Here is a 24,808-nt window from a genome sequence, read left to right on the forward strand (position 1 = left end):
TGCCCCTGACCGACCCGCGTTAGCTGACAGGTCTGAAGCCGGCGTAGCGGGGACAACTATGGCTGGATGTCAGGCGCTGGATTTGGCAAAACTGACCGCACTGTTCATCGAGACGAGAACCATGAGTTGGACCTCCAAACCTCTGACCGTCTCCTTGGGTGTTTTCGCGCTTCTCGCGCTTTCACCGCTTTCCGCCCAAGCCCAGGCCACCTCGCGGACCTGTCAGGGGCAGGCCGGCGAGACACCGGGGCCGGCCTGTCTCGTCGCCCACCAGGATCTGGGGACGCCGCCGCCGGGGCCGCTCTATTGGAACATCTACACCTTCGCCGACCTGCCCGCCGCCGAACGCGTCAGGCCGCCGCACGGCGCCGTCGTTCAGGCCTTTGGCCGGGTCTGGCTCTTCGATGTGGGGGGCAAGGGCCTTGAACGCGAGGGCGGACGCCATCTGGCCGACATCGGCCCGCTGCCGATCGAGGCGGCGCCGGGCGAGCTTAGCGCCGAATATCTGAAATCGACCTTCGCGCCTGGCATGACCGCGCCGGTGCATGCGCATTCCGGACCCGAAGCCTTCTATGCAATCCGTGGCGCAAGCTGTCTGGAAACGCCCGCCGGCGTTCAGGTCGCCCGAGGCGAAGGCCACTCGCTGATGGTGCCGCGTGGCCCGCCCATGCTGCTGATGGCGATTGGCCGAGAAACGCGGCAGGGCTTCGCCCTGATCTTGCATGGCGAAGGCAGTCCGCCGACGACCCTCACCTCGGACTGGACGCCCAAGGCGCTGTGCCCAAAGGATTGAGGGATCGAGGCCGCCTGGCTGCGGACTTTACGCGGCCAGCGCGCCGCCGACGAAGCGCTCTTCCAGCGCCCGCACCGCGCTCAGCAGGCGGCCGGGGGTGATCGGCTTTTCCAGGCGGGCGTCGCCGCGCTCGTCGGCTTGCATCGAATGCTCTTCGCGTCCCGAGGCCAGCAGCACGGCCGTGCGCGCGCCGCGACGACGGCGGGTGGCCTTGATCAGCTCGCCGCCGTTCATGCGGGGCATGAAGAAGTCGGTGATCAGCAGGTCGGGATCGAAGGCGTCCATGGCCTCCAGCGCCTGCTGCCCGTCGCGGCACACCAACACGTCGAAGCCCGCCTCGCTCAGGGTAATCTCGTGAAGGGTCGCCAGCAGGATATCGTCCTCGGCGACTAGGATTTTCTGCACGCGACGGCCCCCGGCATTTCTTAACAACACATGAACAGATCTAGTCTCCGAGGCCGGGTCCGTCCCCGTGCGCTATCGTCGCAGGCGCCGTATTTGGGAGGCCTAAAAGCCGAGATCAGACCCTGCGCAGAGCTTGCTCTTGCAAGTCGTTCTCAAATATGGGCATGAAGCTGCGCTCCTCCTCCCGCCGACCCGGATACCGTGAAGACCGCTCCCGCCCCGCAACGCCGCTCGTTCTGGCTCAAGCAACTGCACCAGTGTCACTGGATCAGCGCGGCCCTGAGTTTGGTCGGCCTGCTGGGCTTCGCCGTGACGGGATTCACCCTCAACCATGCCGGCCAGATCGAGGCCAAGCCCGTGGTCATCGACCACAAGGCCACCCTGCCCGCCGACCTGATCGCCCTGCTGGCCAAGGGCCCGACCGAGGGCAAGCGCCCGCTGCCGATCCGGGTCGAGACCTGGCTGGACAAGGCCGTCGACGCCGACATCGCCCGCCGCGACGGCGAGTGGACGGCGGAAGAAGTCTATGTCGCCCTGGCCCGTCCCGGAGGCGACGCCTGGATCAGCATCGACCGCGAAACCGGCGCGGTGGAGCACGAGAAGACCACGCGCGGCGCGATCAGCCTGCTGAACGACCTGCACAAGGGTCGCAACGCCGGCAAGGCCTGGGGCTGGTTCATCGACATCTTCGCCGGGGCCTGCGTGATCTTCGCGGTCACCGGCCTGATCCTGCTGCAGTTCCACGCGCGGGCCCGGCCCCTGACCTGGCCCTTGGTGGCCGGCGGCCTGGTGATCCCGCTGCTGCTCGTCATTCTTTTCGTCCACCTGTGAGCGTCCATCCATGAAGCGCACCCTGTCCCTGCTCGCTTTCTCGGCTCTTGGCGCCGGCGCGGCCGTCGCGACCCCGGCCCTGGCCGCCGACCTTAATGTCACCGTCGAGGTGCCGCGCCTGACGGTCGCGGAATATCACAAGCCCTATGTGGCCATCTGGGTGGAGGCGCCGGACGCCTCGGCCGCAGCGACGCTGGCGGTCTGGTATGACGCCGACTCCAAGGAGGACAAGGGCGTCAAATGGTTGAAGGACATGCGCCAGTGGTGGCGCAAGGCCGGCCGCACCATGAGCTTCCCGGCCGACGGCCTGAGCGGCGCCACCCGCGCGCCCGGTCCGCAGAAGCTGGTGTTCAGCGGCGCCAAGGGACCGCTGAAGGACCTCAAGCCCGGTCAGTATAACCTGGTCGTCGAGGCCGCTCGCGAGGTCGGCGGCCATGAGGCCGTCCGCGTGCCCTTTGCCTGGGGCAAACCCGGCAAGCCCGCCTCCGCCAAGGGGACAGCCGAACTCGGCGCCGTCACCGTCGCCGTCAAATAGAAGAGAGAAAACGCCATGACCTTCAAGAAGCGCCTTCTCGCCGTCGCCGCGTCCATGACCCTGGGCGGTTTCGTCCTGGCCCTGCCCTTCGCGGCCCAAGCCCATCGCGGCTGGATCGCGCCCACGGCCACCGTGCTGTCGGGCGACATCTGGGTCAGCTTCGACGCGGCGATCTCGAACGAGCTGTTCTACGCCGACCATAACCCGATGCGGCTGGACGGCGTGGTCGTCACCGCGCCGGACGGTTCGGTCGACAAGATTCAGAACGCCCTGACCGCCAAGTACCGCTCGACCTTCGATGTCCAGCTGACCAAGCCGGGCACCTATAAGATCGGCGCGGCCTCGGCCAATATCATGGCCAGCTGGACCGAGAACGGCGCGGTCAAGCGCTTCCGCGGCACGCCCGAGGACTTCGCCAAGCAGGTTCCGGCCGGCGCCGCAGACCTGAAGACGATCAAGAGCTTCAACCGCAACGAAACCTTCGTCACCCGTGACGCCCCGACCACCACGGTGTTCAAGCCGACCGGCAAGGGCCTGGAACTGATCCCGGTGACCCATCCCAACGACCTGGTGTCGGGCGAGGCGGCGACCTTCAAGTTCCTGCTAGACGGCAAGCCGGCGGCCGATCTGGAGGTGACCTTCGCCCCCGGCAACGCCCGCTATCGCGCCACGCCGGGCGACTTCAAGGTCAAGACCGGCGCGGACGGCAGCTTCAAGGTCACCTTCCCGGAGGCCGGCCTCTACTGGATGAACGCTGTCGCGCGTTCCGGCGAGACCGGTCGTCGCGCCGGCGGTGAAGGCGGCGGCCCTGGTGGTCCCGGTGGCGCGCCCGGCGGTCCTGGCATGGGCGATCCTGGCGCCGGTCAGCAAGGCCCCGCCACGCCCCTGGCGGGCGACGGCACGAGCGCCAGCTACACCGCCACGCTCGAAGCGCTGCGGCCTTAGTCGGCCAACACTCCACGTCGTCAATCCCCCGACCTGTCCGGGGGATGACGACGGTGGGGCCGGCCCCTCCCCATGACCCGCGTCCTCGTCCCCCTGCTCGCCGAGCCGCCCGCCCGCCCGATCGGCGGCGCGGTGCTGGCGCTTGGTGGTGAGACCATGGGCACAACCTGGTCGGTCAAGCTGGTGGCCCCGCCCACCGCCAAGGCGCGGGCCCTGACCGCCATGGTCCAGTGCGAGCTCGACACCGTCGTGCGTGAGATGAGCCCCTGGGAGCCTGACTCCGACCTGTCGCGCTATAACCGCGCCGCCGCCGGAACTTGGACTGCCCTACCCCCGGCCATGCTTCGAGTGCTGCGGTGCGCTCTGGAAGTCGCCGAGGCCACGGAGGGCGCCTTCGACCCCACCCTGGGCGGCCTGGTCGACCTGTGGGGCTTCGGGCCCCGCCCGTTTACCGGCGCGCCGCCGTTGCCCGAGGCGATCGCCAAGGCCCAGGACGCCGCCGGCTGGCGTAGCCTGATCCTCCACGGCGACCGCCTGTTCCAGCCCGGCGGCTTGACGCTGGACCTCAACGGCGTCGCCAAAGGCTTCGCGGTCGATCAAGTCGCCGCCGCGCTCGATCGCGCCGGCGCCCGCTCGTACCTCGTCGACGTCGGCGGCGAACTGCGCGGGACCGGCGCCAAGCCGGACGGCCAGCCCTGGTGGGTCGAGCTTGAGCGGCCACCGGTCGCCAATGAGAACCCGCGCACCCTGGTCGCCCTGCACGGCCTGTCGGTGGCCACCTCGGGCGACTACCGCCGGTTCTTCGAGCATGACGGCCGGCGTTACGCCCACACCCTGGATCCCGCCACCGCCGCCCCCGTCGAACACGGCGCCGTCAGCGTCACGGTCCTGGACGAAAGCTGCATGCGCGCCGACGCCTACGCCACAGCCCTGACCGTGATGACGCCCGACGTCGCCCTGGCCTTGGCCACGGTGCGGGGCCTGGCCGTGCTGGTCGTGGCCGACGGTCCTGGCGGACTGGAAGAGCGCCTGTCGCCGGCCCTGACGGCGATGCTCGACGCATGAGCGCCTGGCTCGCCCTGTCTCCCGAGACCCGCCGGCTTTGCGCCGCCGGCCTGGTGCTGGGCGTCTATGCCCTGTTCTGCATCGCTATCGCCCTGCGCGAGGCCCGCCGCCGTCGCGCCGTCCGCCGCGAGGCCCACGCCCTGTCGGCCGGAGAGGGCGCGGCGATCCTGCTGGCCCATGCCAGCCAGACCGGTTTCGCCGAGCAGCTGGCGCTGGCCACCGCCAAGCTGCTCAGCGACGGCGGCGCGAGGGTGACGCTGAAGGCCCTGGCCGACGTTACCGCCGCCGACTTGGCCAAAGCTGGGCGCGCCCTGTTCGTGGTCAGCACCACCGGCGAAGGCGACGCCCCCGACACCGCCCGCCCCTTCCTGCGTGATGTGATGAGCGCGGCGCCCGACCTGCACGACCTTGGCTTTGGCGTCCTCGCCCTGGGCGACAGCAGCTACGCCCACTTCTGCGCCTTTGGCCGCACGCTCGACGCCTGGCTGGCCCGGCGCGGGGCCCATCCGCTGTTCGACCGGGTCGAGGTCGATGAAGGCGACGACGCCGCCCTGCGCCATTGGCAGGGCCAGGTTGGGGTAATGGCCGGCGTCACCGACAGCCCGGACTGGACCCGACCCCGTTATGGTCTCTGGCGCCTGGCCGAGCGTCGACAGCTCAATCCGGGCAGCCCCGGCGAGGCGGCGTTCCACATCCGGCTGGAGCCCGCCGAGGCCGCGACCTGGGAGGCTGGCGACATCCTGGAGATCGGGCCGTGCAACGACCCCGCCGAGGTCGCCGCCTTGCTGTCGGGCCTGGCCCTGGACCCGGACGCTGGGGTGCTGGCCGACGAGGGCGCGACCTTGGCGGCGGTCCTGGCCTGGCGGCGCCTGCCGCACGACGGCGCGGCCCCGACGACGCCTCAGGCCCTGATCGACGCTCTGTCGCCCCTGCCCCACCGTGAATATTCCATCGCCTCGCTACCGGCCGACGGCGGGGTCGAGCTGCTGGTGCGGACCATGCGACGCGCCGACGGCAGGCTGGGCGTGGGCTCGGGCTGGCTGACCGTCCACGCCGAGAAGGGCGCCGAGATCGCCGCGCGGGTGCGAACCAACCGAAGCTTCCATGGCCCGACCGACGATCGGCCGCTGATCCTGATCGGCAACGGCACGGGCCTGGCCGGCCTGCGCGCCCACCTGAAGGGCCGCGCCGCCGCTGGCCGCCACCGCAACTGGCTGGTGTTCGGCGAGCGGACCCAGGCGCACGACTACTTCCACCGCGACGAGATCGAGGCCTGGCGGGCCAGCGGCGTGCTGGAACGTCTCGACCTGGCCTTCTCCCGCGACCAGACCCGCAAGATCTATGTCCAGCACCGGTTGATGCAGGCCGCCGACGCCTTGCGGGCCTGGGTGGCGGACGGCGCGGCGATCTATGTGTGCGGGTCGCTGGAGGGGATGTCGGGCGACGTCCATGCCGCGCTGGTCGCGGTGCTGGGCGCGGAGGCCGTGGAGCGGCTGAGCGACGAGGGGCGGTACCGGCGCGACGTTTACTGACGCGGCGCCTGGAGGTGGCCAGCCCTCAATATCCTTCTCCCCTTGGAGAAGGGAAAACAATCAACCTCGCCCGCTCCTCCGGCGTGTTGGCCCCGCGCAGCCTCAACCGCACGGCCTCGTCGCAGGGCTCGGCGACCAGCCCCGCCCGCTCGACGAGCCGCCGCAACGGCCAGCCGACCTCCGCGTCACCCGGCACGGCGGTCAAAGCCAGCACCATCGGAACCGGCAGCCCCTCGTAAAACGCCCCCGCCCCCGGCGCGGCGAGCAGCGGCGCGAGGTCGGCCAAGGTCACGGTCGGCGCATCGACCGCCAGCACCAGCGCTCGCGTCAGGCCGCTCGCCGCCAGCGCCGCGCAGCCCGCCAGCACCCCGCCCACGGGCCCGGCGTCGGGCGCGGGATCCTCGACATGCTCCAACCCGTGATCGCGCCCGGCGGTCAACACGCGCGCCGCGCCCGCCGCGCGCGCCAGGGCGACCACGCAGTCCACCGCCCGCTGACCGTTCCAGTCGAGCAACGCCTTGTCGGCGCCCATGCGACGCGAGCCGCCGCCGGTCAGGATGATGGCGCCGAAGGGGATCATTGGGCGCAGCCTAGGACAGACCGTCCGCGGACAAAAGCGCGCGTCTTTCAAGTTGAGGCCGAACAGGGCTAGTCTCCGCCGCGATAAAGGGACGGGCTATTCATGAACGAACGTAACGAGCGTCAAAGGCGCCGGACGACCCAGAGCGCCACCATCCGCGACGTCGCCGCCCTGGCGGGCGTCTCGCCGATGACGGTGTCGCGGGTGATCAACCGCGAGACCACGGTCAAGTCCGAGACCAAGGCCCTGGTCGACGCGGCGATCCGCGACCTCAACTACGCCCCCAACCCCGCAGCCCGCAGCCTGGCCGGCTCGGCGCCGGCCCGCATCGGCCTGCTCTATGACAACCCCTCGACGGGCTACCTGTCGGAATTCCTGGTCGGTGCGCTGGACGAGAGCAGCCGCACGGGCGCCCAGGTGGTGATCGAGAAATGCGCCGAGCCCGAACTGGCTGGCGCCACCCTGACCCGCCTGTTGAAGACCGGCGTCGACGGCCTGATCCTGCCCGCGCCGCTGTGCGAGAACGCCCAGGTCCTGGCCGAGGTCAAGGCGGCCGGCGCCGCCGCCGTGGCCGTGGCCCCAGGCATGCCCAGCGCCGACATGGCCACCATCCGCATCGACAACGAAGCCGCCGCCTACGAGCTGGGCCAGCATCTGCTGGATCTCGGCCACAAGCGTTTCGGCTTCATCAAGGGCCACCCCAACCAGACGGTCAGCCAGCAGCGGCTGGACGGCTTCATGGCCGCCCTCAAGGCCGCAGGCCTGACGCAGGACGCCGTGCATATCGAGCAGGGCTATTTCACCTATCGCTCCGGCCTGGAGGCGGCGGAGCGGTTGCTGGCCGTCGAGGATCGCCCCACGGCCATCTTCGCCAGCAATGACGACATGGCCGCCGCCACAGCCGGCGTCGCTCACCGCCTGGGCCTGGACGTGCCGGGCGACCTGTCGATCGTCGGTTTCGATGACACCTCGATCGCCGCCAATATCTGGCCGGCCCTGACCACCGTCCACCAGCCCATCGCCGCCATGGCCCGCGCCGCCGTCGACCTGGTGCTGGAAGAGATTCGCCGCAACCGCGCCAAGACCGGCGAGCCCCGGCAACTGGTCCACCCGCATACCCTGATCGTCCGGGATTCGACCGGGCCGGCGCCGGAAGCCTAGAGCATCGCGCGGAAAAGTGGCCACCGGTTTTCCGCAAAAGCGATGCGAAAACAAAAGTCTAGGGCAAGCCGTGCGATTCCTATATCGCGCGACTTGCTCTAGGTCCGCGCGATCAGCGAACCAATACGCTCGGCGTCCGCCGCCGTGACCGGATTATAGACGATCATGCTGAGGTCGGGCCGTCCATCGACGGCGAAGGCGGAATATTCTAGCGCTAGCACGCCCAGGATAGGGTGGTGGAGCCGCTTGGCGCCCTCGCCGTGCAGGCCGACGTCGTTTTCGGACCAGAACCGCTTGAACTCGGGGCTGGTCAGGCACAGCTCATCGACGAGCTGGCTGACCTCGGAAACGGCCCCGGCGCGGGCCGCGTCCGCCCTGAACGTGCTGACCACGAACCGGGCGACGTTCTCCCAATTCTCCTGGGCGGCGCGGACCTGGGAATTGCCGAACATCAGCCGCAGCACGTTGCGCTGGTCGGGCGCCAACGCGCCATAGTCGGTCAGCACGGCGGCGGCGGCCCGATTCCACGCGACGATGTCCCAGGTGGCGGTCTTGATCATGGCGGGACTGGAGGTCATGCCGTCCAGCACCCGCTGCAGGCGGGGCGATACCCCCTCCGGCGCCTTGTAGCGAACCTCGGGAGGCCGCCCCAGGCCGAGCAGGAAGACATGCTCGCGCTCGACATCGGTCAGCATCAGCGCGACAGCGATGCGATGCAGAACGTCGGCCGACGGCGCCCCGCCCCGGCCTTGCTCCAGCCAGGTATACCAGGTGGCGCTGATGTTGGCGCGCTGGGCCACCTCTTCGCGCCGCAACCCCGTGGTGCGCCGGCGCGAGGCGGGAAACCCCAGGGCGACCGGATCCATGCGCCCGCGCCGGCTTTTCAGATAGGTCCCCAGCCGATTGTCAATATCGACGGTCATGTTGAGCCTGTTGGCTATTATACCCTGATAAGGTCACTACTTTAACAGTATCGGTCCAGGGCGTCATGGTCCTTCGAACAGCTAATATCGGAGTGTTTCCATGCGTGTTTTCCTCACTGGGGCCACCGGCTTCATCGGCTCCGCCGTCATTCCCGAACTTCTTCAAGCCGGCCATCAGGTCGTGGGCCTGACGCGGTCCGAGGCCGGGGCCCGGCAAATGGCCGTCGCTGGGGCCGACAGCCATCGCGGCAGCCTCGAGGATCCTGACAGCCTGCGGGCCGGCGCGGCCCAGGCGGACGGCGTGATTCACTGCGCCTTCGACCACGATTTCGAGAACTTCCTGGCCAATTGCGACAAGGACCGCCGGGCCATCGAGGCCCTGGCTTCGGCGCTGGTCGGAACCGACCGCCCGCTGGTCATTACCTCGGGCGCGGGGATGGGCAGCCCGGGCGACGGCCGGCCGGCCGTCGAGGACGTCTTCAACCTGGAGTACCCCAATCCGCGCAGCGCCTCGGAGGTCGCCGGCCAGGCGGCCCTGGCGACCGGCGTCAATGTTTCGGTCATGCGCCTTCCCCAGGTCCACGACCCGGTCAAGCAAGGCCTGATCACCCCCGCCGTGGAGATCGCCCGCGCGAAGGGCGTCTCGGCCTATGTCGGCGACGGGGCCAATCGCTGGGCCGCGGGCCATGTCCTGGACGTCGCCCGCCTCTACCGGCTGGCGCTGGAGCACGCCAAGCCCGGCGCCCGCTACCACGCGGTGGCCGAGGAGGGCGTGACAGCCCGCGAGATCGCCGAGGTGGTCGGCGACGGGTTGAAGGTTCCGGTGGTGTCCCTGACGCCGGAGGAGGCGGCGGTCCATTTTGGCTGGATGGCCCGGTTCATCACCCTGGACATGCCGGCCTCGAGCGCTTGGACGCGACGGGAACTGGGCTGGACCCCGACCGGGCCGAGCCTGATTGAAGACCTCGAGGCGATGAACTACGCGGCCTGAGGCGCCGTCACATCCTCATTCCTCGACGGGGCGGCCTGCGCGCCGTCCCCGTCGCGCCCGAGACAAAAGCCTCCGAACCGACTTACCTGCCCCCGCCATTTGTAATATCAAATCACCGACTTGCGCGCCCCGGCATGTTAGCGCTAACAGGTGGGTTTGCAGGAACGAGCGTGGCCTTGGTAGGGTTGCAAAGCTCGACGAGGGAGAAGACGCGGTGGGTATTTCGGAGTTCCTTCCCGAGGATTGGCGTGACGCGACCCTGCTGGGCCGTGTCGATTTCGGCGACGGACCGACCCCGATCCTCGTGCGCGGCGGCCGGATCGAGGACGTCAGCAAGATCGCCCCCACCACCTCCGACCTGATGAACCGCTTCGCGCCTGGCGAGACGATCCCGGCTGGCGTCGACCTGGGCCCGCTTGAAGACCTGGATGTCCGCCCGGTCTGGGCCGACCCGCAGGGCGCGGCCGCCAAGCTGCTGGCCCCCGTCGACCTGCAGTGCCTGAAGGCCGCCGGCGTCACCTTCGCCGTCTCGACCCTGGAACGCGTCATCGAGGAACGGGCGCGCGGCGACGCCGCCGAGGCCCTGAAGATCCGCGCCCAGCTGGCCGACAGCATGGGCGGCGACCTGCGCGCCGTCGATCCGGGCTCGGAGGGCGCGGCGCGCCTGAAGCTGACCCTGATCAAGGACGGCCTGTGGTCGCAATATCTCGAAGTGGCCATCGGCCCCGACGCCGAGATCTTCACCAAGGGCCCGACCCTGTCGTCGATGGGCTGGGGCGACCAGGTCGGCGTGCGCAGCGACAGCCATTGGAACAATCCCGAGCCCGAGGTCGTGCTGCTGTGCGACGGCCAAGGCCAGATCCGCGGCGCTTCGCTGGGCAACGATGTCAACCTGCGCGACTTCGAGGGCAGATCGGCCCTGCTGCTCAGCAAGGCCAAGGACAACAACGCCTCCTGCGCCATCGGTCCGTTCTTCCGCCTGTTCGACGACGGGTTCAGCCTGAACGACGTCCGCTCGGCCGAGGTCACCCTGAAGATCACCGGCCGCGACAATTTCGTGCTCGATGGCCACAGCAATATGAGCCTGATCAGCCGCGACCCCGCCGTCCTCGCCGGCCAGGCGTTCGGCAAGCAACACCAGTATCCCGACGGCTTTGCCCTGTTTTTGGGCACGATGTTCGCGCCGATCCAGGACCGCGACACCCCCGGCCAGGGCTTCACCCACAAGATCGGCGACCGGGTGCGCGTGGCCACCCCCAAGCTGGGCGTACTGGAGAACGAGGTCACCACCTGCGATCTCGCCCCCCCGTGGACCTTCGGCGTCTCCGCACTGATCCGCAATCTGGCCGGCCGCGGCCTGCTCTAGTCTCTAGGAATCCGGCATGACCGACACCCTGCACCACCTGATCGGCGGCCAACGCGTCAGCGGCGACACCCCGACCCAGAGCCTCAACCCGTCCAACACAAACGACGTCGTCGCCCAACTTCCCGACGGCGGCGCGGCCGAGGTTGACGCCGCCGTCAGCGCCGCCCGCGCGGCTTTCCCGGCCTGGTCGGAATCCTCCCCCGAAGTGCGTTCGGACCTGCTGGACAAGGTGGGCACGACGATCATCGCTCGCAGCGCCGAGATCGGCCGCCTGCTGGCCCGCGAGGAGGGCAAGACCGTGCCCGAGGGCGTCGGCGAGACAGTCCGCGCCGGGCGGATCTTCAAATATTTCGCCGGCGAGGCCCTGCGCCGCCACGGCCAGAACCTGGAAAGCACCCGCCCCGGCGTCGAGATCCAGACCTATCGCCAGGCCGTCGGCGTCTTCGGCTTGGTGACGCCCTGGAACTTCCCGATCGCCATCCCGGCGTGGAAGGCCGCCCCGGCCCTGGCCTTCGGCAACACCGTGGTCATCAAGCCGGCCGGCCCGACGCCCGCCACGGCCTCCGCCATGGCCGACATCATCCAGGAATGCGGCGCGCCGGACGGCGTGTTCAACATGCTGTTCGGGCGCGGGGCCATGGGCGACGCCCTGGTCAAGCATCCGGGCGTGGACGGCGTGTCGTTCACCGGCTCGCAGGGCGTGGGACGCCAGGTGGCCGCCGCCGCCGTGGCCCGCCAGGCCCGTGTGCAACTGGAGATGGGCGGCAAGAACCCGCTGATCATCCTCGACGACGCCGACCTTGAACGCGCCGTGGCCATCGCCCTGGACGGCTCCTATTTCGCCACCGGCCAGCGCTGCACGGCCAGCTCGCGCCTGATCGTCCAGGACGGCATCCACGACCGGTTCGTGGCCCTGCTGGCCGAGAAGGTCGCGGCCCTGCGGGTGGGCGACGCGCTCGACCCCAACACCCAGATCGGTCCGGCCGTCACCGAGGACCAGATGGAAACCAGCTACCGCTATATCGACATCGCCACGAGCGAAGGCGGCCGGCTGGTCACCGGCGGCCAGCGTCTGAAGCTGGAAAACCCCGGCTGGTACGTGCACCCCACCCTGATCGCCGACACCGATCCGTCGATGCGGATCAACAATGAGGAGGTCTTTGGCCCCGTCGCCTCGACCATCCGGGTCAAGAGCTACGAGGAAGCCCTGGAGGTCGCCAACAACACCGAGTTCGGTCTGTCGGCAGGTATCGCCACCACCTCGCTGAAGCACGCGCGCCACTTCCAACGCCACGCCAAGGCTGGCATGACCATGGTCAACCTGGCCACGGCCGGCGTCGATTACCACGTGCCGTTCGGCGGCTCGAAGGGCTCGTCGTACGGAGCCCGCGAGCAGGGCTTCGCGGCGGTCGAGTTCTATACCCAAACCAAAACCGCTTACTCCTGGTCGTGATCTCCATGTCTTCCGCTATCTATCCCAGCCTCAAGGGCAAGCGCGTGGTGATCACCGGCGGCGGCTCGGGCATCGGGGCCGGCATCGTCGCCGGCTTCGTCCGCCAGGGGTCCGAGGTGATCTTTCTCGATGTCGCCGACGAAGATTCCTCGGCGCTGGCCGCGCGGCTCGCGGGCTCGGAGATCGCGCCGGTCTATATCCGCTGCGATCTGACCGACCTGGACGCCGTGGCCAAGACCTTCGCCGAGATTGGCCCCATCGACGTTCTGGTCAACAACGCCGGCAATGACGACCGCCACAGCCTGGCCGACATCACGCCCGCCTATTGGGACGAGCGGATCGGCGTCAACCTGCGCCACATGCTGTTCGCCACCCAGGCCGTGGCGCCGGGCATGAAGGCGCGCGGCGGCGGGGCGATCATCAATTTCGGCTCGATCAGCTGGCACCTCGGCCTGCCCGACCTGGTGCTCTACGAGACCGCCAAGGCCGGCATCGAGGGCATGACCCGCGCCCTGGCCCGGGAGCTCGGCCCCGACGACATCCGCGTCACCTGCGTGGTGCCCGGCAACGTCAAGACCAAGCGCCAGGAAAAGTGGTATACGCCCGAGGGCGAGGCCGAGATCGTCAAGGCCCAGGCCCTGAAGGGCCGGCTGCTGCCCGACCACATCGCCTCGCTGGTGATGTTCCTGGCCTCGGACGATGCGAGCCTGTGCACGGGTCACGAATACTGGATCGACGCCGGCTGGCGTTAGGGGTTGCTCCTTGAGCCCCCTTCCCCCTGGAGTGGGGAAGGGCTGGGGATGGGGGTGGAAACGGTTCAGGATAGGGCGATGGAATCACAGCTTCCAGCTGGCGGCGCCGCCCCCATCCCTGCCCTTCCCCCCTCCAGGGGGAAGGGTTCAAAAATGGATAGACTCATGCCCGAACCCCTCTGCGTCTGGGACCTGAAGGCTACGCTCGGCGAGGGTCCGATCTGGTCGGCTGAGGAACAGGCCGTGTGGTTCGTCGATATCAAGAGCCACAAGGTCCACCGCTTCCACCCCGCCAGCGGCGAGACGACCAGCTTCGACGCTCCCGACCAGGTGACTTTCCTGGCGCCCCGGGCTGGCGGCGGCTTCGTGGCGGGCCTGAAGAGCGGCCTGCATCACTTCCACCCCGACATCGGCTTCACCTTCCTGGGCGAGATCGAGCCGCCGGAGCTGAACAATCGCCCCAACGACGCCACGGTGGATGGCGAGGGCCGGCTGTGGTTCGGCACCATGGACGACGGCGAGGAGGCCCCGAGCGGCGCGCTCTACCGCCTCGACGAGGCCGGCCGGCCGATCGCCGAGGACACCGGCATCTGCATCACCAACGGCCCCTGCGTCAGTCCCGACGGCCAGACCTTCTATCACACCGACACGCTGGAGAAGGTGATCTGGGCCTACGACATGGAGGGCGGGGCGCTGTCGAACAAGCGGCTGTTCTTCAAGCTTGAGCTCGAAAACGCCTGGCCCGACGGCTCGGTGGTCGACGCGGACGGCTACATCTGGACCGCCCTGTGGGGCGGCAACGGCGCTTTGCGGATCTCCCCGGAAGGCGAGGTCGTCGACCGGATCACCCTGCCGGCCATCAATGTCACCAAGCCCTGCTTCGGTGGGCCCGACCTGAAGACCGTCTATTTCACCACCGCCCGCAAGGGGCTGAGCGACGACCAGCTCGCCGCCTTCCCCCTGTGCGGCGGCCTGTTCGCCCTGCCCGTCGCCGTCGCCGGCCAACCCCAATACGAGGTGCGTCTTGACCTCTAATCACACCCCATCGGGCCGTACCCCACGCCGGTTCCGATCGCGCGACTGGTTCGACAACCCCGACCATATCGACATGACGGCGCTCTACCTCGAGCGGTTCATGAACTACGGGATCACGCCTGAGGAGCTGCGCAGCGGCAAGCCGATCATCGGCATCGCCCAGACCGGCAGCGATATCTCGCCGTGCAACCGTATCCACCTGGACCTGGTGAGCCGGATCCGCGACGGCATCCGCGATTCCGGCGGTATCCCGATGGAGTTCCCGGTCCACCCGATCTTCGAGAACTGCCGCCGCCCGACTGCGGCGCTCGACCGCAACCTGTCCTATCTGGGCCTGGTCGAGGTGCTGCACGGCTATCCGATCGACGCCGTCGTCCTGACCACCGGCTGCGACAAGACCACCCCGGCCGGCATCATGGCCGCCACCACGGTCAATATCCCGGCCATCGTGCTGTCGGGCGGGCCGATGCTGGACGGCTGGCACAACAATGAGCTGGTCGGCTCGGGCACGGTGATCTGGCGCTCGCGGCGCAAGCTGGCGGCCGGCGAGATCAACGAGGAGGAGTTCATCCAGCGCGCCTCCGACAGCGCCCCTTCGGCCGGCCACTGCAACACCATGGGCACGGCCTCGACCATGAACGCCGTGGCCGAGGCCCTGGGCCTGTCGCTGACCGGATGCGCGGCCATCCCCGCCCCCTATCGCGAGCGCGGCCAGATGGCCTATCGCACCGGCCAGCGGATCGTCGACCTGGCCTATGAGGATGTGAAGCCCCTCGACATCCTGACCCAAAAGGCCTTCGAGAACGCCATCGCCCTGGTGGCGGCGGCCGGCGGCTCGACCAACGCCCAGCCGCATATCGTGGCCATGGCCCGTCACGCCGGGCTGAACATCACCGCCGACGACTGGCGGGCGGCCTATGACATCCCGCTGATCCTCAACATGCAGCCGGCCGGCAAGTACCTCGGCGAGCGCTTCCACCGGGCCGGCGGCGCGCCGGCGGTGCTGTGGGAGCTGCTGCAGGCCGGCCGCCTGCACGGCGACGTCATGACCGTCACCGGCAAGACGATGGCGGAAAACCTGGAAGGCCGCGAGACCCGCGACCGCGAGGTGATCTTCCCCTACGCGGCGCCGATGAGCGAGCGGGCCGGGTTCCTGGTTTTGAAGGGCAACCTGTTCGACTTCGCGATCATGAAGACCAGCGTCATCAGCCAGGAGTTCCGCGACCGCTATCTCTCGGAGCCCGGCAATACGGGCGCGTTCGAGGCGCGGGCGGTGGTGTTCGACGGGTCGGACGACTATCACGCCCGGATCAACGATCCGTCGCTGGAGATCGACGAGCGCACCTTACTGGTGATCCGCGGGGCCGGTCCGATCGGCTGGCCGGGCTCGGCCGAGGTCGTGAACATGCAGCCGCCGGACGCCCTGCTGAAGCGCGGGATCATGAGCCTGCCCACCCTGGGCGACGGCCGCCAGTCGGGCACCGCCGACAGCCCCTCGATCCTCAACGCCTCGCCCGAAAGCGCGATCGGCGGCGGCCTGTCCTGGCTGCGCACCGGCGACCGGATCCGCATCGACCTCAACACCGGCCAGTGCAACGCCCTGGTGGACGAGGCGACCATCGCCGAGCGGCGCCTGGAGGGCATCCCCGCCGTGCCGGCCACCATGACGCCCTGGCAGGAAATCTACCGCGCCCATACCGGCCAGCTGGAAACCGGCGCGGTGCTGGAGTTCGCGGTCAAGTACCAGGACCTGGCGAGCAAGCTGCCGAGGCATAACCACTAGAGCATTTTTCGAGCGAAGTGGTTCCGGTTCGTGTGAAGAAAAGTGCGTCAAAACAGAAGATTAGAGCTCACGGCCTGACGCAGTCAGGTCGGGAAATGCTCTAAAGGGGCGGACGGTGACAGGCCCATGGGCCTGTCACCCACCTCGGCCGGCGACGCCGGCGAGCCCTATCGATCAGCGCCCATGCCAGGCCAGGCGCGCAAGGCCGCCTGGACCGTCGCCAGCAAGGACGCGCGGCTCGCGCCGTCCCGGGCGAGCACGGACATCCCCTGTATGACGGCCATGACCAGCCCCGAAAGCTCGGCCGGGTTCGTGGTCAACGGGAGCGCGCCGTCGGCGATGTCTCGCTGAATTCTCTCATCAAGGCGCCGTTGCACGCCACGCCGGATGTCTGCGACGGCCTGTTGCACGTCGCAGGACGCCGCCGACCCGCTGGCCGTCGCGCTGGCAAGCAGGCAGCCCCTGGGCGTCTCCTCGCCGGTATAGGCGGTGGCGGCTGCGGTCATCAGGTCACGCGCCGCCTCCAAGGCGCTGGGCGCATCGCCGATGGCCCGCGCCATGACGTCTGGATCGCCCGCATACAGCCGCACGGCTTCCAGGAACAACTGCTTCTTGTCGCCAAACGCGGTGTAGAGGCTGGGCGCCGTCACGCCCATGGCGGCGGTCAGGTCGGCCACCGACGTGGTCTCGTAGCCATGACGCCAAAAGGTCAGCATCGCGGTCTGAAGGGCGACCTCCCGGTCGAACGACAGCGGGCGGCCAAGACGCCGTGGACGTTGCGGGTCAACATATTCCATAGCGACCACTATGGAATATGTTGACCCGCCGATGCAAGAGAGTCATGACTTTCGTAGCAACCGCTATGAAAGTCAGATCCTCATGTCGCTCACCGCCTTCCGCACCCTGGGTCGCTCCGGCCTCGTCGTCAGCCCCCTGGCCCTCGGCACGATGACCTTTGGGCCGGGCGCCTGGGGCGCCGACGAGGCGACCTCGCGCCAGATCTTTCAGGCCTACCGCGCGGCGGGCGGCAACTTCATTGACACCGCCGACATCTATTCGGGCGGCGAGAGCGAGCGTCTCGTGGGTCAATTCATCAAGGAGGCCGGCTCGCGCGACGACATCGTGCTGGCGACGAAATTCGCCTTCAACGGATCGGCGAGCCCTTTGACCGCCACCCAGGCCGGCGGCGGGAACCCCAACGCCGGCGGCGCCGGGGCGAAGAACATTCACCGCGCGCTCGACGCATCGCTGAAGCGCCTGGGGACCGACTATGTCGACCTCTACTGGATGCACATCTGGGACGGGGTAACGCCCATCGAGGAGATCGTGCAGACGCTGGGCGACTTGGTGCGGGCCGGCAAGATCCGCTACTATGGCCTCTCCGACATGCCCGCGTGGCTGGCGATGAAAGCCGCCACCATCGCCGCCGAACGGCGCGTGCCGGGACCGATCGCAATCCAGGTGGAATACTCCCTTGTCGCGCGCGACGTCGAAAGCGAGCATGTGCCGGCCGCCCGTGAAGGCGGCATGGGCGTGATGCCGTGGAGTCCGCTGGCGGGCGGCTTCCTGTCCGGCAAGTACCGCCGCGAAGACACCAAAAACACCGGCCGGCTCAGCGGCCCCAACCCGTTCGGCGACAGCAAGTTCACCGACCGCAACTGGGAGGTTCTCGACACGCTGAAGACAGTCGCGGCCGAACTCGATCGCCCCGTCGCGCAGGTCGCGCTCAGCTGGGTCATGGCCCGCCCCGGCGTCACCGCGACGATCGTCGGCGCGAGCAAGCTGGAGCAGCTTGCCGGAAACATCGCCGCCACGCAGGTCGTGCTCAACGACTCCCAGATGGCGCGCCTGAACGCTGCGAGCGCCCCACCCGCGAGCTTCAGCGCGGGACTGACGTCACCGATGATCCGCCGCATGGTCTTCGGCGGTCATGCTGTCACCGGATGGGGCGAGTAGGTCGCACGACCTGCGGCAAAGTCGAAGACTCAGGCCGCCGCCAAAGCCGCCGGCGTCAAACCTTGATGATGCGCGTGTTGTAGGACGCGACGGCGGCGTCGTGGGTCAGCAGGACCAAGGCCTCCGTCAGCCCCTGGGCGATCAGCAGGCGATCGAACGGGTCGGCGTGGACGCGCGGCAGGGTTTCGACGATGACCGCCTGCTGCGGCGTGATCGGGATCAGCAAATAGCCGGCGGCGGCGAACAGCACCTGGGCCTCATGGGCGCCGATCGGCATGGCGCCCGGACCTTGGCGGTCGAGGCCATGCTTGATGGCGATCTCCCAGAGCGTCACCGCGCTGACGCAGATCTCATTGGCCGGGTCGAGGATCAGGTCGCGCGCCGCCTGCGTCAGGCGGGGATCGTCGGTCAGGGTCCACAAGGCGATGGGGGTGTCGAGCAGCAGCCTCAATCGCGCGGATCGAGGAACAGCACCGCCACCTCGGCGTCCTGGGCGGCCGTGTCGGCCGGGGCGACGAACAGGCCCTTGGCGATGCCGATTCTGACCGGCGTCCTGGCCGCCGTCGTCATGGGGATGAGCCGCGCGGCAGGCCGGCCATTGCGCGCGATCACCACTTGGTCGGTTTCGCCGCTCTCCACAGCCTCCACCAACTTGGAAAGCTGCGACTTGGCGTCGTGCATGTTGACTGTGCGCATGGTCGGGCTCGCGATTAGCTAATCTTAGCTCGCACAAGACCAACCCTACGGAAAGGCCGCCAACGCCGCTTGCGGGCTGATACCGGTAACACTAAGGTCAAGCTCAATGAGCGGTCCGCCAAGGACCGCTCCGCGTACAAACGGGCCTTCGGGCCACATCGGGGAAGAAACCGTGGCATCAGTCATCAACGCCGGCCCAAGCCCGGGCATGAGCGCCGTGGGCGGCCCCAATGGGGGCAAGGTCAACATGGCCTTCATCGCCGCCATCGTCGCGGTCGCCACCATCGGCGGCTTCATGTTCGGCTACGACAGCGGCGTCATCAACGGCACGCAGGAAGGCCTGGAGAAGGCTTTCAGCCTCAGCAAGCTGGGCACCGGCCTCAATGTCGGGGCCATCCTGATCGGCTGCGCGTTTGGCGCCTTCGCCGCCGGCCGCCTGGCCGACGTCTGGGGCCGCCGCACGGTGATGATCATCGCCGCCCTGTTGTTTCTGGTCAGCGCCATCGGCTCGGGCGCGGCCCACACCTCCACCGTGTTCATCATCTTTCGCCTGATCGGCGGCCTGGGCGTGGGCGCAGCCAGCGTGCTGTGCCCGGTCTATATCTCCGAAGTGACGCCGGCCAATATCCGCGGCCGGCTGTCGTCGGTGCAGCAGATCATGATCATCACCGGCCTGACCGGCGCCTTCCTGGCCAACTACATTCTGGCCCACACCGCCGGCAGTTCGACCGCCCCGTTCTGGCTGGGCTTGCCCGCCTGGCGCTGGATGTTCTGGATGCAGACCATTCCGGCCGCCATCTTCTTCTTCGCCCTGCTGTCGATCCCGGAAAGCCCGCGCTACCTGGTGGCCAAGGGCAAGGAGGCCGAGGCCGAAAAAATCCTGTCGCGCCTGTTCGGGGCCGGCCAAGGCGCCGCCAAGGTCGCCGAGATCCGCGCCTCGCTGTCGGCAGACCACAAGCCGAAGTTCTCGGACCTGCTGGACCCTACCACCCACAAAGTGCGCGCCATCCTCTGGGCCGGTCTCGTGCTGGCCGTCTTCCAGCAACTGGTCGGCATCAACATCGTCTTCTACTATGGCTCGGTGCTGTGGCAGTCGGTGGGCTTCACCGAGGACGACAGCCTGAAGATCAACATCCTGTCGGGCGCCCTGTCGATCCTGGCCTGTCTGCTGGCCATCGGCCTGATCGACAAGATCGGCCGCAAGCCGCTGCTGCTGATCGGCTCGGCCGGCATGGCCGTGACCCTGGGCCTGCTGACCTGGTGCTTCTCGACCGCCACCACCGTCAACGGCGCCCTGCAACTGGCGGGCGACACCGGCCTGATCGCCCTGGTCTCGGCCAATGCCTATGTGGTGTTCTTCAACCTCAGCTGGGGTCCGGTGATGTGGGTCATGCTGGGCGAGATGTTCCCCAACCAGATGCGCGGCCCGGCCCTGGCCGTCGCCGGCTTCGCCCAATGGATCGCCAATTTCGGCATCTCGGTCAGCTTCCCGTCGATGGCCGCCAAGAGCCTGCCGATGACCTATGGCTTCTACGCCCTGAGCGCCGTGGTCTCGTTCTTCCTGGTCCAGAAGCTGATCCAGGAGACACGCGGCAAGGAACTCGAGGCGATGCAGGGCTAAGGCGCCATTTCCCTCCCCAAAAAATGGGGAAGGAAAGAATTCAAAAACGCCCGGGGGCTATGCCTCCGGGCGTTTTTCGTTTCATGCTGACAGCGTTATCGGCGATGACACCGGTAGACATCAGTCGAAAAGGCCCGATAGGCTAGCGGTATCATTGAAGCGACGAGCCAACGTCGCGCGCGTTCAGGGAGGGAAACACATGGTCGATCTCAATCGCCGAGGCGCGCTGGGCGCGGTCTTCACCGGCGCCGCCGCAGCCGCTCTTCCCACGATCGCCGACGCCGCGACCGCCGCCGCCAAGCCCGCCGCGACCTGGGCCAAGGGCGTCGAGGGCCAGCGCAAGGCCGATCTCGGAGACGGGACCTTCCTCAACCCCATCCTGGCTGGCGACCATCCCGACCCGTCGATCCTCAAGGACGGCGAGGTCTATTACATGACCCACTCGTCGTTTGACGCCTATCCGGGCCTGCTCATCTGGCGCTCGACGGATCTCGTCAACTGGACCCCGGTCGGCCCGGCCCTGAAGACCAATGTCGGCTCGATCTGGGCGCCCGAGCTCTGCAAGCACAACGGCCGCTACTACATCTTCTTGCCGGCCAAGTTTCCCGACAACAACACCAGCTATGTGATCTGGGCCGACCAGATCGAGGGTCCGTGGAGCGAGCCGGTCGATCTGAAGCTGCCGCGCTATATCGACCCCGGCCATGTGGTCGACGAACACGGCGTGCGCTGGCTGTTCCTGTCGGGTGGCGACCGCATCCAGTTGGCGCCCGACGGACTGTCCACCATCGGCAAGCCCGAGCACGTCTATGATCCCTGGCATTATCCGGAGGACTGGGACGTCGAGGGCTTCTCGCCCGAGGGCCCCAAGGTCACCAAGCGCGGCGACTACTATTACCTGGTCACCGCCGTGGGCGGCACGGCCGGCCCGCCGACCGGCCACATGGTCATCGTCGCGCGGTCCAAGTCGTTGGCCGGTCCCTGGGAGAACGATCCGAAAAACCCCATCGTGCGCACCACCGACAATAGCGAAAAGTGGTGGTCGCGCGGCCACGCCACCTTGGTCCAGGGTCCGGCCGGCGACTGGTGGACCGTCTATCACGGCTACGAAAACGGCTTTTATACCCTGGGCCGCCAGACCCTGCTGGCCCCGGTGACCTGGACCAAGGACGGCTGGTTCGAGGTCGGCGGCGGCGATCTGTCCAAGCCGCTCCCCAAGCCCAAGGGTGGCAAGGTGGGTCCCCACGGCCTGGCTTTGTCGGACGACTTCGGCGCCGACAAGCACGGCGTGCAATGGAACTTCTTCGATCCCAAGCCGGGCGAGCACGACCGCATCAGCCGGTCCGGCGGCGTCATGACCCTGAAGGGGGCCGGGGAAGCCCCCAGCACCGGCGCTCCGCTGATCTTCGTCAACGGCGACCAAGCCTATGAGATCGAGTGCGAGATCGAGGTCGATGCCGACACGCGGGCCGGCCTGATCCTGTTCTATGATCGCCAGCTCTATTGCGGCCTGGGCTTCGACACCAAGAACTTCGTCACTCATCAGTACGGCATCGAGCGCGGGCGGCCGGCCAATCCGCAGGGGTCGAAGATGCTGATGCGGCTGAAAAACGACCGCTGCATTGTGTCCTTCCACACCAGCGGGGACGGCGGCGCGACCTGGAAGCGGTTCGACCGCGGCATGGAGGTCTCGGGCTACCACCACAATGTGCGCGGCGGCTTCCTGATGTTGAAGCCGGGCCTCTACGCGGCCGGCAAGGGCTCGGCGCGGTTCAAGGGCTTCAAATACCGGGCGCTGGCATAATCCATGTTGTCATCCCGGACAAGCGCGTCGCGCGGAGATCTGGGACCGACGCGTGAACGCCGGCGCTTCCGGCGGTCCCGGATCGGCGGTCGTCCGGACCTTGTCCGGGATGACAATCGTTTGGTGGAAAGATCGATGACGCTCAAGCCCCTCCTCCTCGCCGCCGCCCTCCTGATCGCGACGCCCGTCCTCGCCCAGGCCCCGGCTGATCCGCCGCCGTTCAAGGCGACCAAGATCATCCTGGTCGGCGACTCGACCACGGCGGTGCGCAGCGGCTGGGGCGGGGCGTTCTGCGGCCAGCGGGTGACGTCGGCCGTGGCCTGCGTAAACCTTGGGCGCGGCGGGCGCAGCACCAAGACCTATCGCAGCGAAGGATCCTGGACCCTGGTCCTCTCCGAGATGAAGGCCGGGGGCTTCGCCGACACCTATGTGCTGATCCAGTTCGGCCACAACGACGCCTATGGCCGGGCCGAGCGCCTGACCGACCTGAAGACCGAGTTTCCGACCAATCTGAAGCGCTATGTCGCCGACGTGCGCGCGGCGGGCGCCCATCCGGTGCTGGTGACCCCACTGTCACGCCGACAGTTCAGCGACGGCAAGCTGGTCGACGACCTGATCCCGTGGGCCCAGGCCATCCGCGCCGTCGCCGCCGAAACCGCCACGCCGCTGGTCGACTTGAACGCCCGCAGCGCCGCCGCCGCTCAGGCGCTAGGCCCCGTGAAGGTGGCGGACTGGGCCGAGGGGCCGCCCTCGGCGGAGGTGGCCAAGGCCCTGGCGACCGGCACGACGGTCGGCGTGAAGTTCTATGAGCCGCCGATCCCAGGCGCCGTCGCCGTGCCGATGCCCGCGCCGGGCGCGCCGGGCGAGGCGCCCTTCGACTATACCCACCTGGGTCCGGTGGGGGCGGAGGCTTGCGCGACGATCGTGGCTGAAGCGTTGGCGAAGGCGGTTCCGGAGTTGGCGCGGGTCTTGGCGCCGTAGAGCTGAGACGCCCCTACTTCACCCAAGCCGGTCCGCTGAACTCCGTCTCGATCCGCACATCCACCGCGTCGCTGACGCCCATGGTCGTGCCCGGGGCCGGCACGCCGAAGCCCATGCCGAAGTGGGAGCGCTTGAACACGCCGTGGGCCGAAAAGCCGATGCGGGCGTGCGGGTCCATGTCGAAGCCCGCATAGCCGCCGTTGAAGGTCGCTTCCAGCACCACTGGCTTGGTGACGCCATGCAGGGTCAGGTTGCCGGTCATCTTCGCCTTATTGGCGCCGGTGACCTCGATCTTGGTCGAGCGGAAGGTGATGGCCGGATATTTCGCGGCGTCGAACCAGGATGGCCCGGTCAGTTCGTCGCGGAAGCCGGCCGGCGGGCTGGGGATCACCAGGGAGCGCGGGTCGATCGTCGCCTCTATGCTGGCCGCCGCCGGATTGGCCGGGTCGAATTTCAGCTTGGCGTCGAAGGCGGCGAACTGGGCCGTATATTGCGAAAAGCCGAGATGGCCGACCTTGAACACCACCGTCGAGTGGCTCTTGTCGAGCGTGTAGTCGCCGGCCGGAACCTGAGGCATGGCGGGCTGAGCGGGGCCGGCGGCCGGCGTCGCCGGCGGGGCGGCCTCCCTGTCGGCGGGCGGCGAACAGGCGGCCAGTGCGGCCGCGGCCGCGACGGCCATCAGGGCCAAACGGAAGGGCCGGCGGCGGGTTGGCGCGGTCATGGTGGGCTCCCTCGAACTTTTGTCAGCGTCGTCAGCCCAAGGACGAAGCTGGGGACGATGATCCGACATCGCGGCGCGGACTTTGTTGGCCCCGCTTCCCCGCACCCCTAGCTGAGCAGCTGCCGCACGGTGGCGCCCAGCACGCGGGCCAGGGCCTGGCGGTCGGTGTCGGGATGGTTGACCGCGCGCATGATCATGCCGTCGAACAGCATGCCGACCACTTCGCTGCGGGCATGGAACTCCGCATCGCTCCAAGCGGGATTGCGGCTGCGCTCCAGCATGCCGCGGGCGAAGGCGCGTTCCTGTTCGTCGGCGGCGCGGACAATGCAGGCCACCTTGGGATTGCGCGCCGCCTCGGCCAGCACTTCCAGCACCAGGGCCGCGCGGCGCAGGTCGAAGCATTTGTCGACTGCCTCGGGCAGGTGCTCGGTCATGGCGTCCAGCAGGTCGCCAGGCCGGCTTTTCATCTCGGCGAACTTCTCGCGCATCTCGGCCAGGTCCTGGGCGACGATGGCGGCGATGATCGCCTCCTTGTTCTCGAAATAGCGATAGATCTGGCCGACACTGAGACCCGCCGCCTTGGCGATCTCGGCCATGCTGGCGCCATGGAACCCGGCCTGGCGCACGCAGTCGCAGGCCGCGTCAAGAATCTGCTGGCGTCGGGCTTCCGGCGTCGGCCTGCACACGGCCTGGGCTTCGTCGTCCATGGAAAGCTACAAGTCCCAATTAAATTTCCGTCGCGTCAACCTGGACGGAACCCCCGAGGTTGACTTGCGACAACCCCGGAACTATGTCCAGCCCGATTGAGAATGAACGTTCATTCTCATGTTGGTTACCACCAGGGCCTCGTCAAGGCCAAGCGCCTGCGGCGCCCTGTCG

The 24,808-nt window shown here is 68.3% G+C and carries 25 protein-coding genes; 17 read left to right on the forward strand and 8 right to left on the reverse strand.

What is annotated here, in order from left to right; genetic code table 11:
* Nucleotides 1-121: 121 nt before the first annotated feature.
* The gene (locus ACP696_RS04015; RefSeq protein WP_426043484.1) at nt 122-793 is read left to right on the forward strand and encodes a hypothetical protein; all 672 of its coding nucleotides are present in this window, start codon (nt 122-124) and stop codon (nt 791-793) included.
* A 27-nt stretch (nt 794-820) separates the two neighbouring features.
* Here the strand turns inward: ACP696_RS04015 and ACP696_RS04020 are convergent, their stop codons facing one another.
* A complete protein-coding gene (locus tag ACP696_RS04020) occupies nt 821-1,198 on the reverse strand; it encodes a response regulator (RefSeq protein ID WP_426013076.1) in 378 nt (125 codons plus the stop codon).
* Between the two features lie 201 nt (nt 1,199-1,399).
* Between ACP696_RS04020 and ACP696_RS04025 the strand changes: the two genes are divergently transcribed.
* The 5 genes from ACP696_RS04025 (at nt 1,400) to ACP696_RS04045 (ending at nt 6,106) form a co-directional block, all read left to right on the forward strand.
* Nucleotides 1,400-2,029 (forward strand): PepSY-associated TM helix domain-containing protein, encoded by a 630-nt coding sequence (locus ACP696_RS04025; RefSeq protein WP_426043485.1) that lies wholly within the window; start codon nt 1,400-1,402, stop codon nt 2,027-2,029.
* Nucleotides 2,030-2,039: 10 nt separating this feature from the next.
* Nucleotides 2,040-2,564 carry a DUF2271 domain-containing protein gene (locus tag ACP696_RS04030; RefSeq protein ID WP_426043486.1) on the forward strand — a complete coding sequence of 175 codons (525 nt, stop codon included), beginning with the start codon at nt 2,040-2,042 and terminating at the stop codon, nt 2,562-2,564.
* A 15-nt stretch (nt 2,565-2,579) separates the two neighbouring features.
* Nucleotides 2,580-3,509 carry a DUF4198 domain-containing protein gene (locus tag ACP696_RS04035; protein WP_426043487.1) on the forward strand — a complete coding sequence of 310 codons (930 nt, stop codon included), beginning with the start codon at nt 2,580-2,582 and terminating at the stop codon, nt 3,507-3,509.
* 72 nt (nt 3,510-3,581) lie between these two features.
* Nucleotides 3,582-4,574, forward strand: a complete 993-nt coding sequence (locus tag ACP696_RS04040) for an FAD:protein FMN transferase (RefSeq protein WP_426013082.1) — start codon at nt 3,582-3,584, stop codon at nt 4,572-4,574.
* Complete coding sequence (locus ACP696_RS04045) at nt 4,571-6,106, forward strand: flavodoxin domain-containing protein (protein WP_426013084.1); 1,536 nt, start codon at nt 4,571-4,573, stop codon at nt 6,104-6,106. The genes ACP696_RS04040 and ACP696_RS04045 overlap by 4 nt, the downstream gene beginning before the upstream one ends.
* Nucleotides 6,107-6,131: 25 nt before the next feature.
* Here the strand turns inward: ACP696_RS04045 and ACP696_RS04050 are convergent, their stop codons facing one another.
* Complete coding sequence (locus tag ACP696_RS04050) at nt 6,132-6,686, reverse strand: NTP transferase domain-containing protein (RefSeq protein WP_426013086.1); 555 nt, start codon at nt 6,684-6,686, stop codon at nt 6,132-6,134.
* 102 nt (nt 6,687-6,788) lie between these two features.
* Here ACP696_RS04050 and ACP696_RS04055 point away from each other — a divergent pair, with 102 nt between their 5' ends.
* A complete protein-coding gene (locus ACP696_RS04055; RefSeq protein ID WP_426013088.1) occupies nt 6,789-7,847 on the forward strand; it encodes a LacI family DNA-binding transcriptional regulator in 1,059 nt (352 codons plus the stop codon).
* A 98-nt stretch (nt 7,848-7,945) separates the two neighbouring features.
* On the opposite strand, the gene ACP696_RS04060 is transcribed toward ACP696_RS04055, so the two are convergent.
* A complete protein-coding gene (locus ACP696_RS04060) occupies nt 7,946-8,770 on the reverse strand; it encodes a helix-turn-helix transcriptional regulator (protein ID WP_426013090.1) in 825 nt (274 codons plus the stop codon).
* 100 nt (nt 8,771-8,870) lie between these two features.
* On the opposite strand from ACP696_RS04060, the gene ACP696_RS04065 reads away from it, so the two are divergent.
* From ACP696_RS04065 to xylD, 6 genes are all read left to right on the forward strand, one after another.
* Nucleotides 8,871-9,761, forward strand: coding sequence for an SDR family oxidoreductase (locus tag ACP696_RS04065; protein WP_426013092.1), 891 nt, complete (start codon nt 8,871-8,873; stop codon nt 9,759-9,761).
* Nucleotides 9,762-9,975: 214 nt separating this feature from the next.
* A complete protein-coding gene (locus tag ACP696_RS04070; protein ID WP_426013094.1) occupies nt 9,976-11,127 on the forward strand; it encodes a fumarylacetoacetate hydrolase family protein in 1,152 nt (383 codons plus the stop codon).
* Nucleotides 11,128-11,143: 16 nt separating this feature from the next.
* Nucleotides 11,144-12,580: an aldehyde dehydrogenase family protein gene (locus tag ACP696_RS04075; protein ID WP_426013095.1), complete on the forward strand. Its 1,437-nt coding sequence runs from the start codon at nt 11,144-11,146 to the stop codon at nt 12,578-12,580.
* Between the two features lie 5 nt (nt 12,581-12,585).
* Nucleotides 12,586-13,332 (forward strand): D-xylose 1-dehydrogenase, encoded by a 747-nt coding sequence (gene xylB / locus ACP696_RS04080; RefSeq protein WP_426013097.1) that lies wholly within the window; start codon nt 12,586-12,588, stop codon nt 13,330-13,332.
* Between the two features lie 165 nt (nt 13,333-13,497).
* Entirely contained in the window at nt 13,498-14,367 is an 870-nt protein-coding gene (locus ACP696_RS04085; RefSeq protein ID WP_426043488.1) for an SMP-30/gluconolactonase/LRE family protein, read from the forward strand.
* Nucleotides 14,357-16,150: a xylonate dehydratase XylD gene (gene xylD, locus ACP696_RS04090; RefSeq protein WP_426043489.1), complete on the forward strand. Its 1,794-nt coding sequence runs from the start codon at nt 14,357-14,359 to the stop codon at nt 16,148-16,150. Before ACP696_RS04085 ends, xylD begins: the two co-directional genes overlap by 11 nt.
* 167 nt (nt 16,151-16,317) lie before the next feature.
* Here xylD and ACP696_RS04095 read toward each other — a convergent pair whose 3' ends face one another.
* Nucleotides 16,318-16,947: a TetR/AcrR family transcriptional regulator gene (locus tag ACP696_RS04095; RefSeq protein WP_426043490.1), complete on the reverse strand. Its 630-nt coding sequence runs from the start codon at nt 16,945-16,947 to the stop codon at nt 16,318-16,320.
* 82 nt (nt 16,948-17,029) lie between these two features.
* On the opposite strand from ACP696_RS04095, the gene ACP696_RS04100 reads away from it, so the two are divergent.
* Nucleotides 17,030-18,106: an aldo/keto reductase gene (locus ACP696_RS04100; RefSeq protein ID WP_426013102.1), complete on the forward strand. Its 1,077-nt coding sequence runs from the start codon at nt 17,030-17,032 to the stop codon at nt 18,104-18,106.
* 55 nt (nt 18,107-18,161) lie between these two features.
* Here the strand turns inward: ACP696_RS04100 and ACP696_RS04105 are convergent, their stop codons facing one another.
* Together ACP696_RS04105 and ACP696_RS04110 are read right to left on the reverse strand one after the other, a co-directional pair.
* The gene (locus ACP696_RS04105) at nt 18,162-18,557 is read right to left on the reverse strand and encodes a type II toxin-antitoxin system VapC family toxin (RefSeq protein ID WP_426043491.1); all 396 of its coding nucleotides are present in this window, start codon (nt 18,555-18,557) and stop codon (nt 18,162-18,164) included.
* The gene (locus tag ACP696_RS04110; RefSeq protein WP_426043492.1) at nt 18,554-18,802 is read right to left on the reverse strand and encodes a type II toxin-antitoxin system Phd/YefM family antitoxin; all 249 of its coding nucleotides are present in this window, start codon (nt 18,800-18,802) and stop codon (nt 18,554-18,556) included. The genes ACP696_RS04105 and ACP696_RS04110 overlap by 4 nt, the downstream gene beginning before the upstream one ends.
* Before the next feature lie 172 nt (nt 18,803-18,974).
* On the opposite strand from ACP696_RS04110, the gene ACP696_RS04115 reads away from it, so the two are divergent.
* From ACP696_RS04115 to ACP696_RS04125, 3 genes are all read left to right on the forward strand, one after another.
* Nucleotides 18,975-20,423 (forward strand): sugar porter family MFS transporter, encoded by a 1,449-nt coding sequence (locus ACP696_RS04115; RefSeq protein ID WP_426013108.1) that lies wholly within the window; start codon nt 18,975-18,977, stop codon nt 20,421-20,423.
* Between the two features lie 199 nt (nt 20,424-20,622).
* A complete protein-coding gene (locus ACP696_RS04120; RefSeq protein WP_426043493.1) occupies nt 20,623-22,227 on the forward strand; it encodes a family 43 glycosylhydrolase in 1,605 nt (534 codons plus the stop codon).
* Nucleotides 22,228-22,362: 135 nt separating this feature from the next.
* Nucleotides 22,363-23,208 carry a rhamnogalacturonan acetylesterase gene (locus ACP696_RS04125; protein WP_426043494.1) on the forward strand — a complete coding sequence of 282 codons (846 nt, stop codon included), beginning with the start codon at nt 22,363-22,365 and terminating at the stop codon, nt 23,206-23,208.
* A gap of 13 nt (nt 23,209-23,221) precedes the next feature.
* On the opposite strand, the gene ACP696_RS04130 is transcribed toward ACP696_RS04125, so the two are convergent.
* Complete coding sequence (locus tag ACP696_RS04130; RefSeq protein ID WP_426043495.1) at nt 23,222-23,929, reverse strand: YceI family protein; 708 nt, start codon at nt 23,927-23,929, stop codon at nt 23,222-23,224.
* A 107-nt stretch (nt 23,930-24,036) separates the two neighbouring features.
* The gene (locus ACP696_RS04135; protein ID WP_426013114.1) at nt 24,037-24,636 is read right to left on the reverse strand and encodes a TetR/AcrR family transcriptional regulator; all 600 of its coding nucleotides are present in this window, start codon (nt 24,634-24,636) and stop codon (nt 24,037-24,039) included.
* Between the last annotated feature and the right edge of the window lie 172 nt (nt 24,637-24,808).

This window comes from Caulobacter sp. DWR3-1-2 (assembly GCF_049896225.1).
In the GTDB taxonomy this organism is placed as follows: Bacteria; Pseudomonadota; Alphaproteobacteria; order Caulobacterales; family Caulobacteraceae; genus Caulobacter.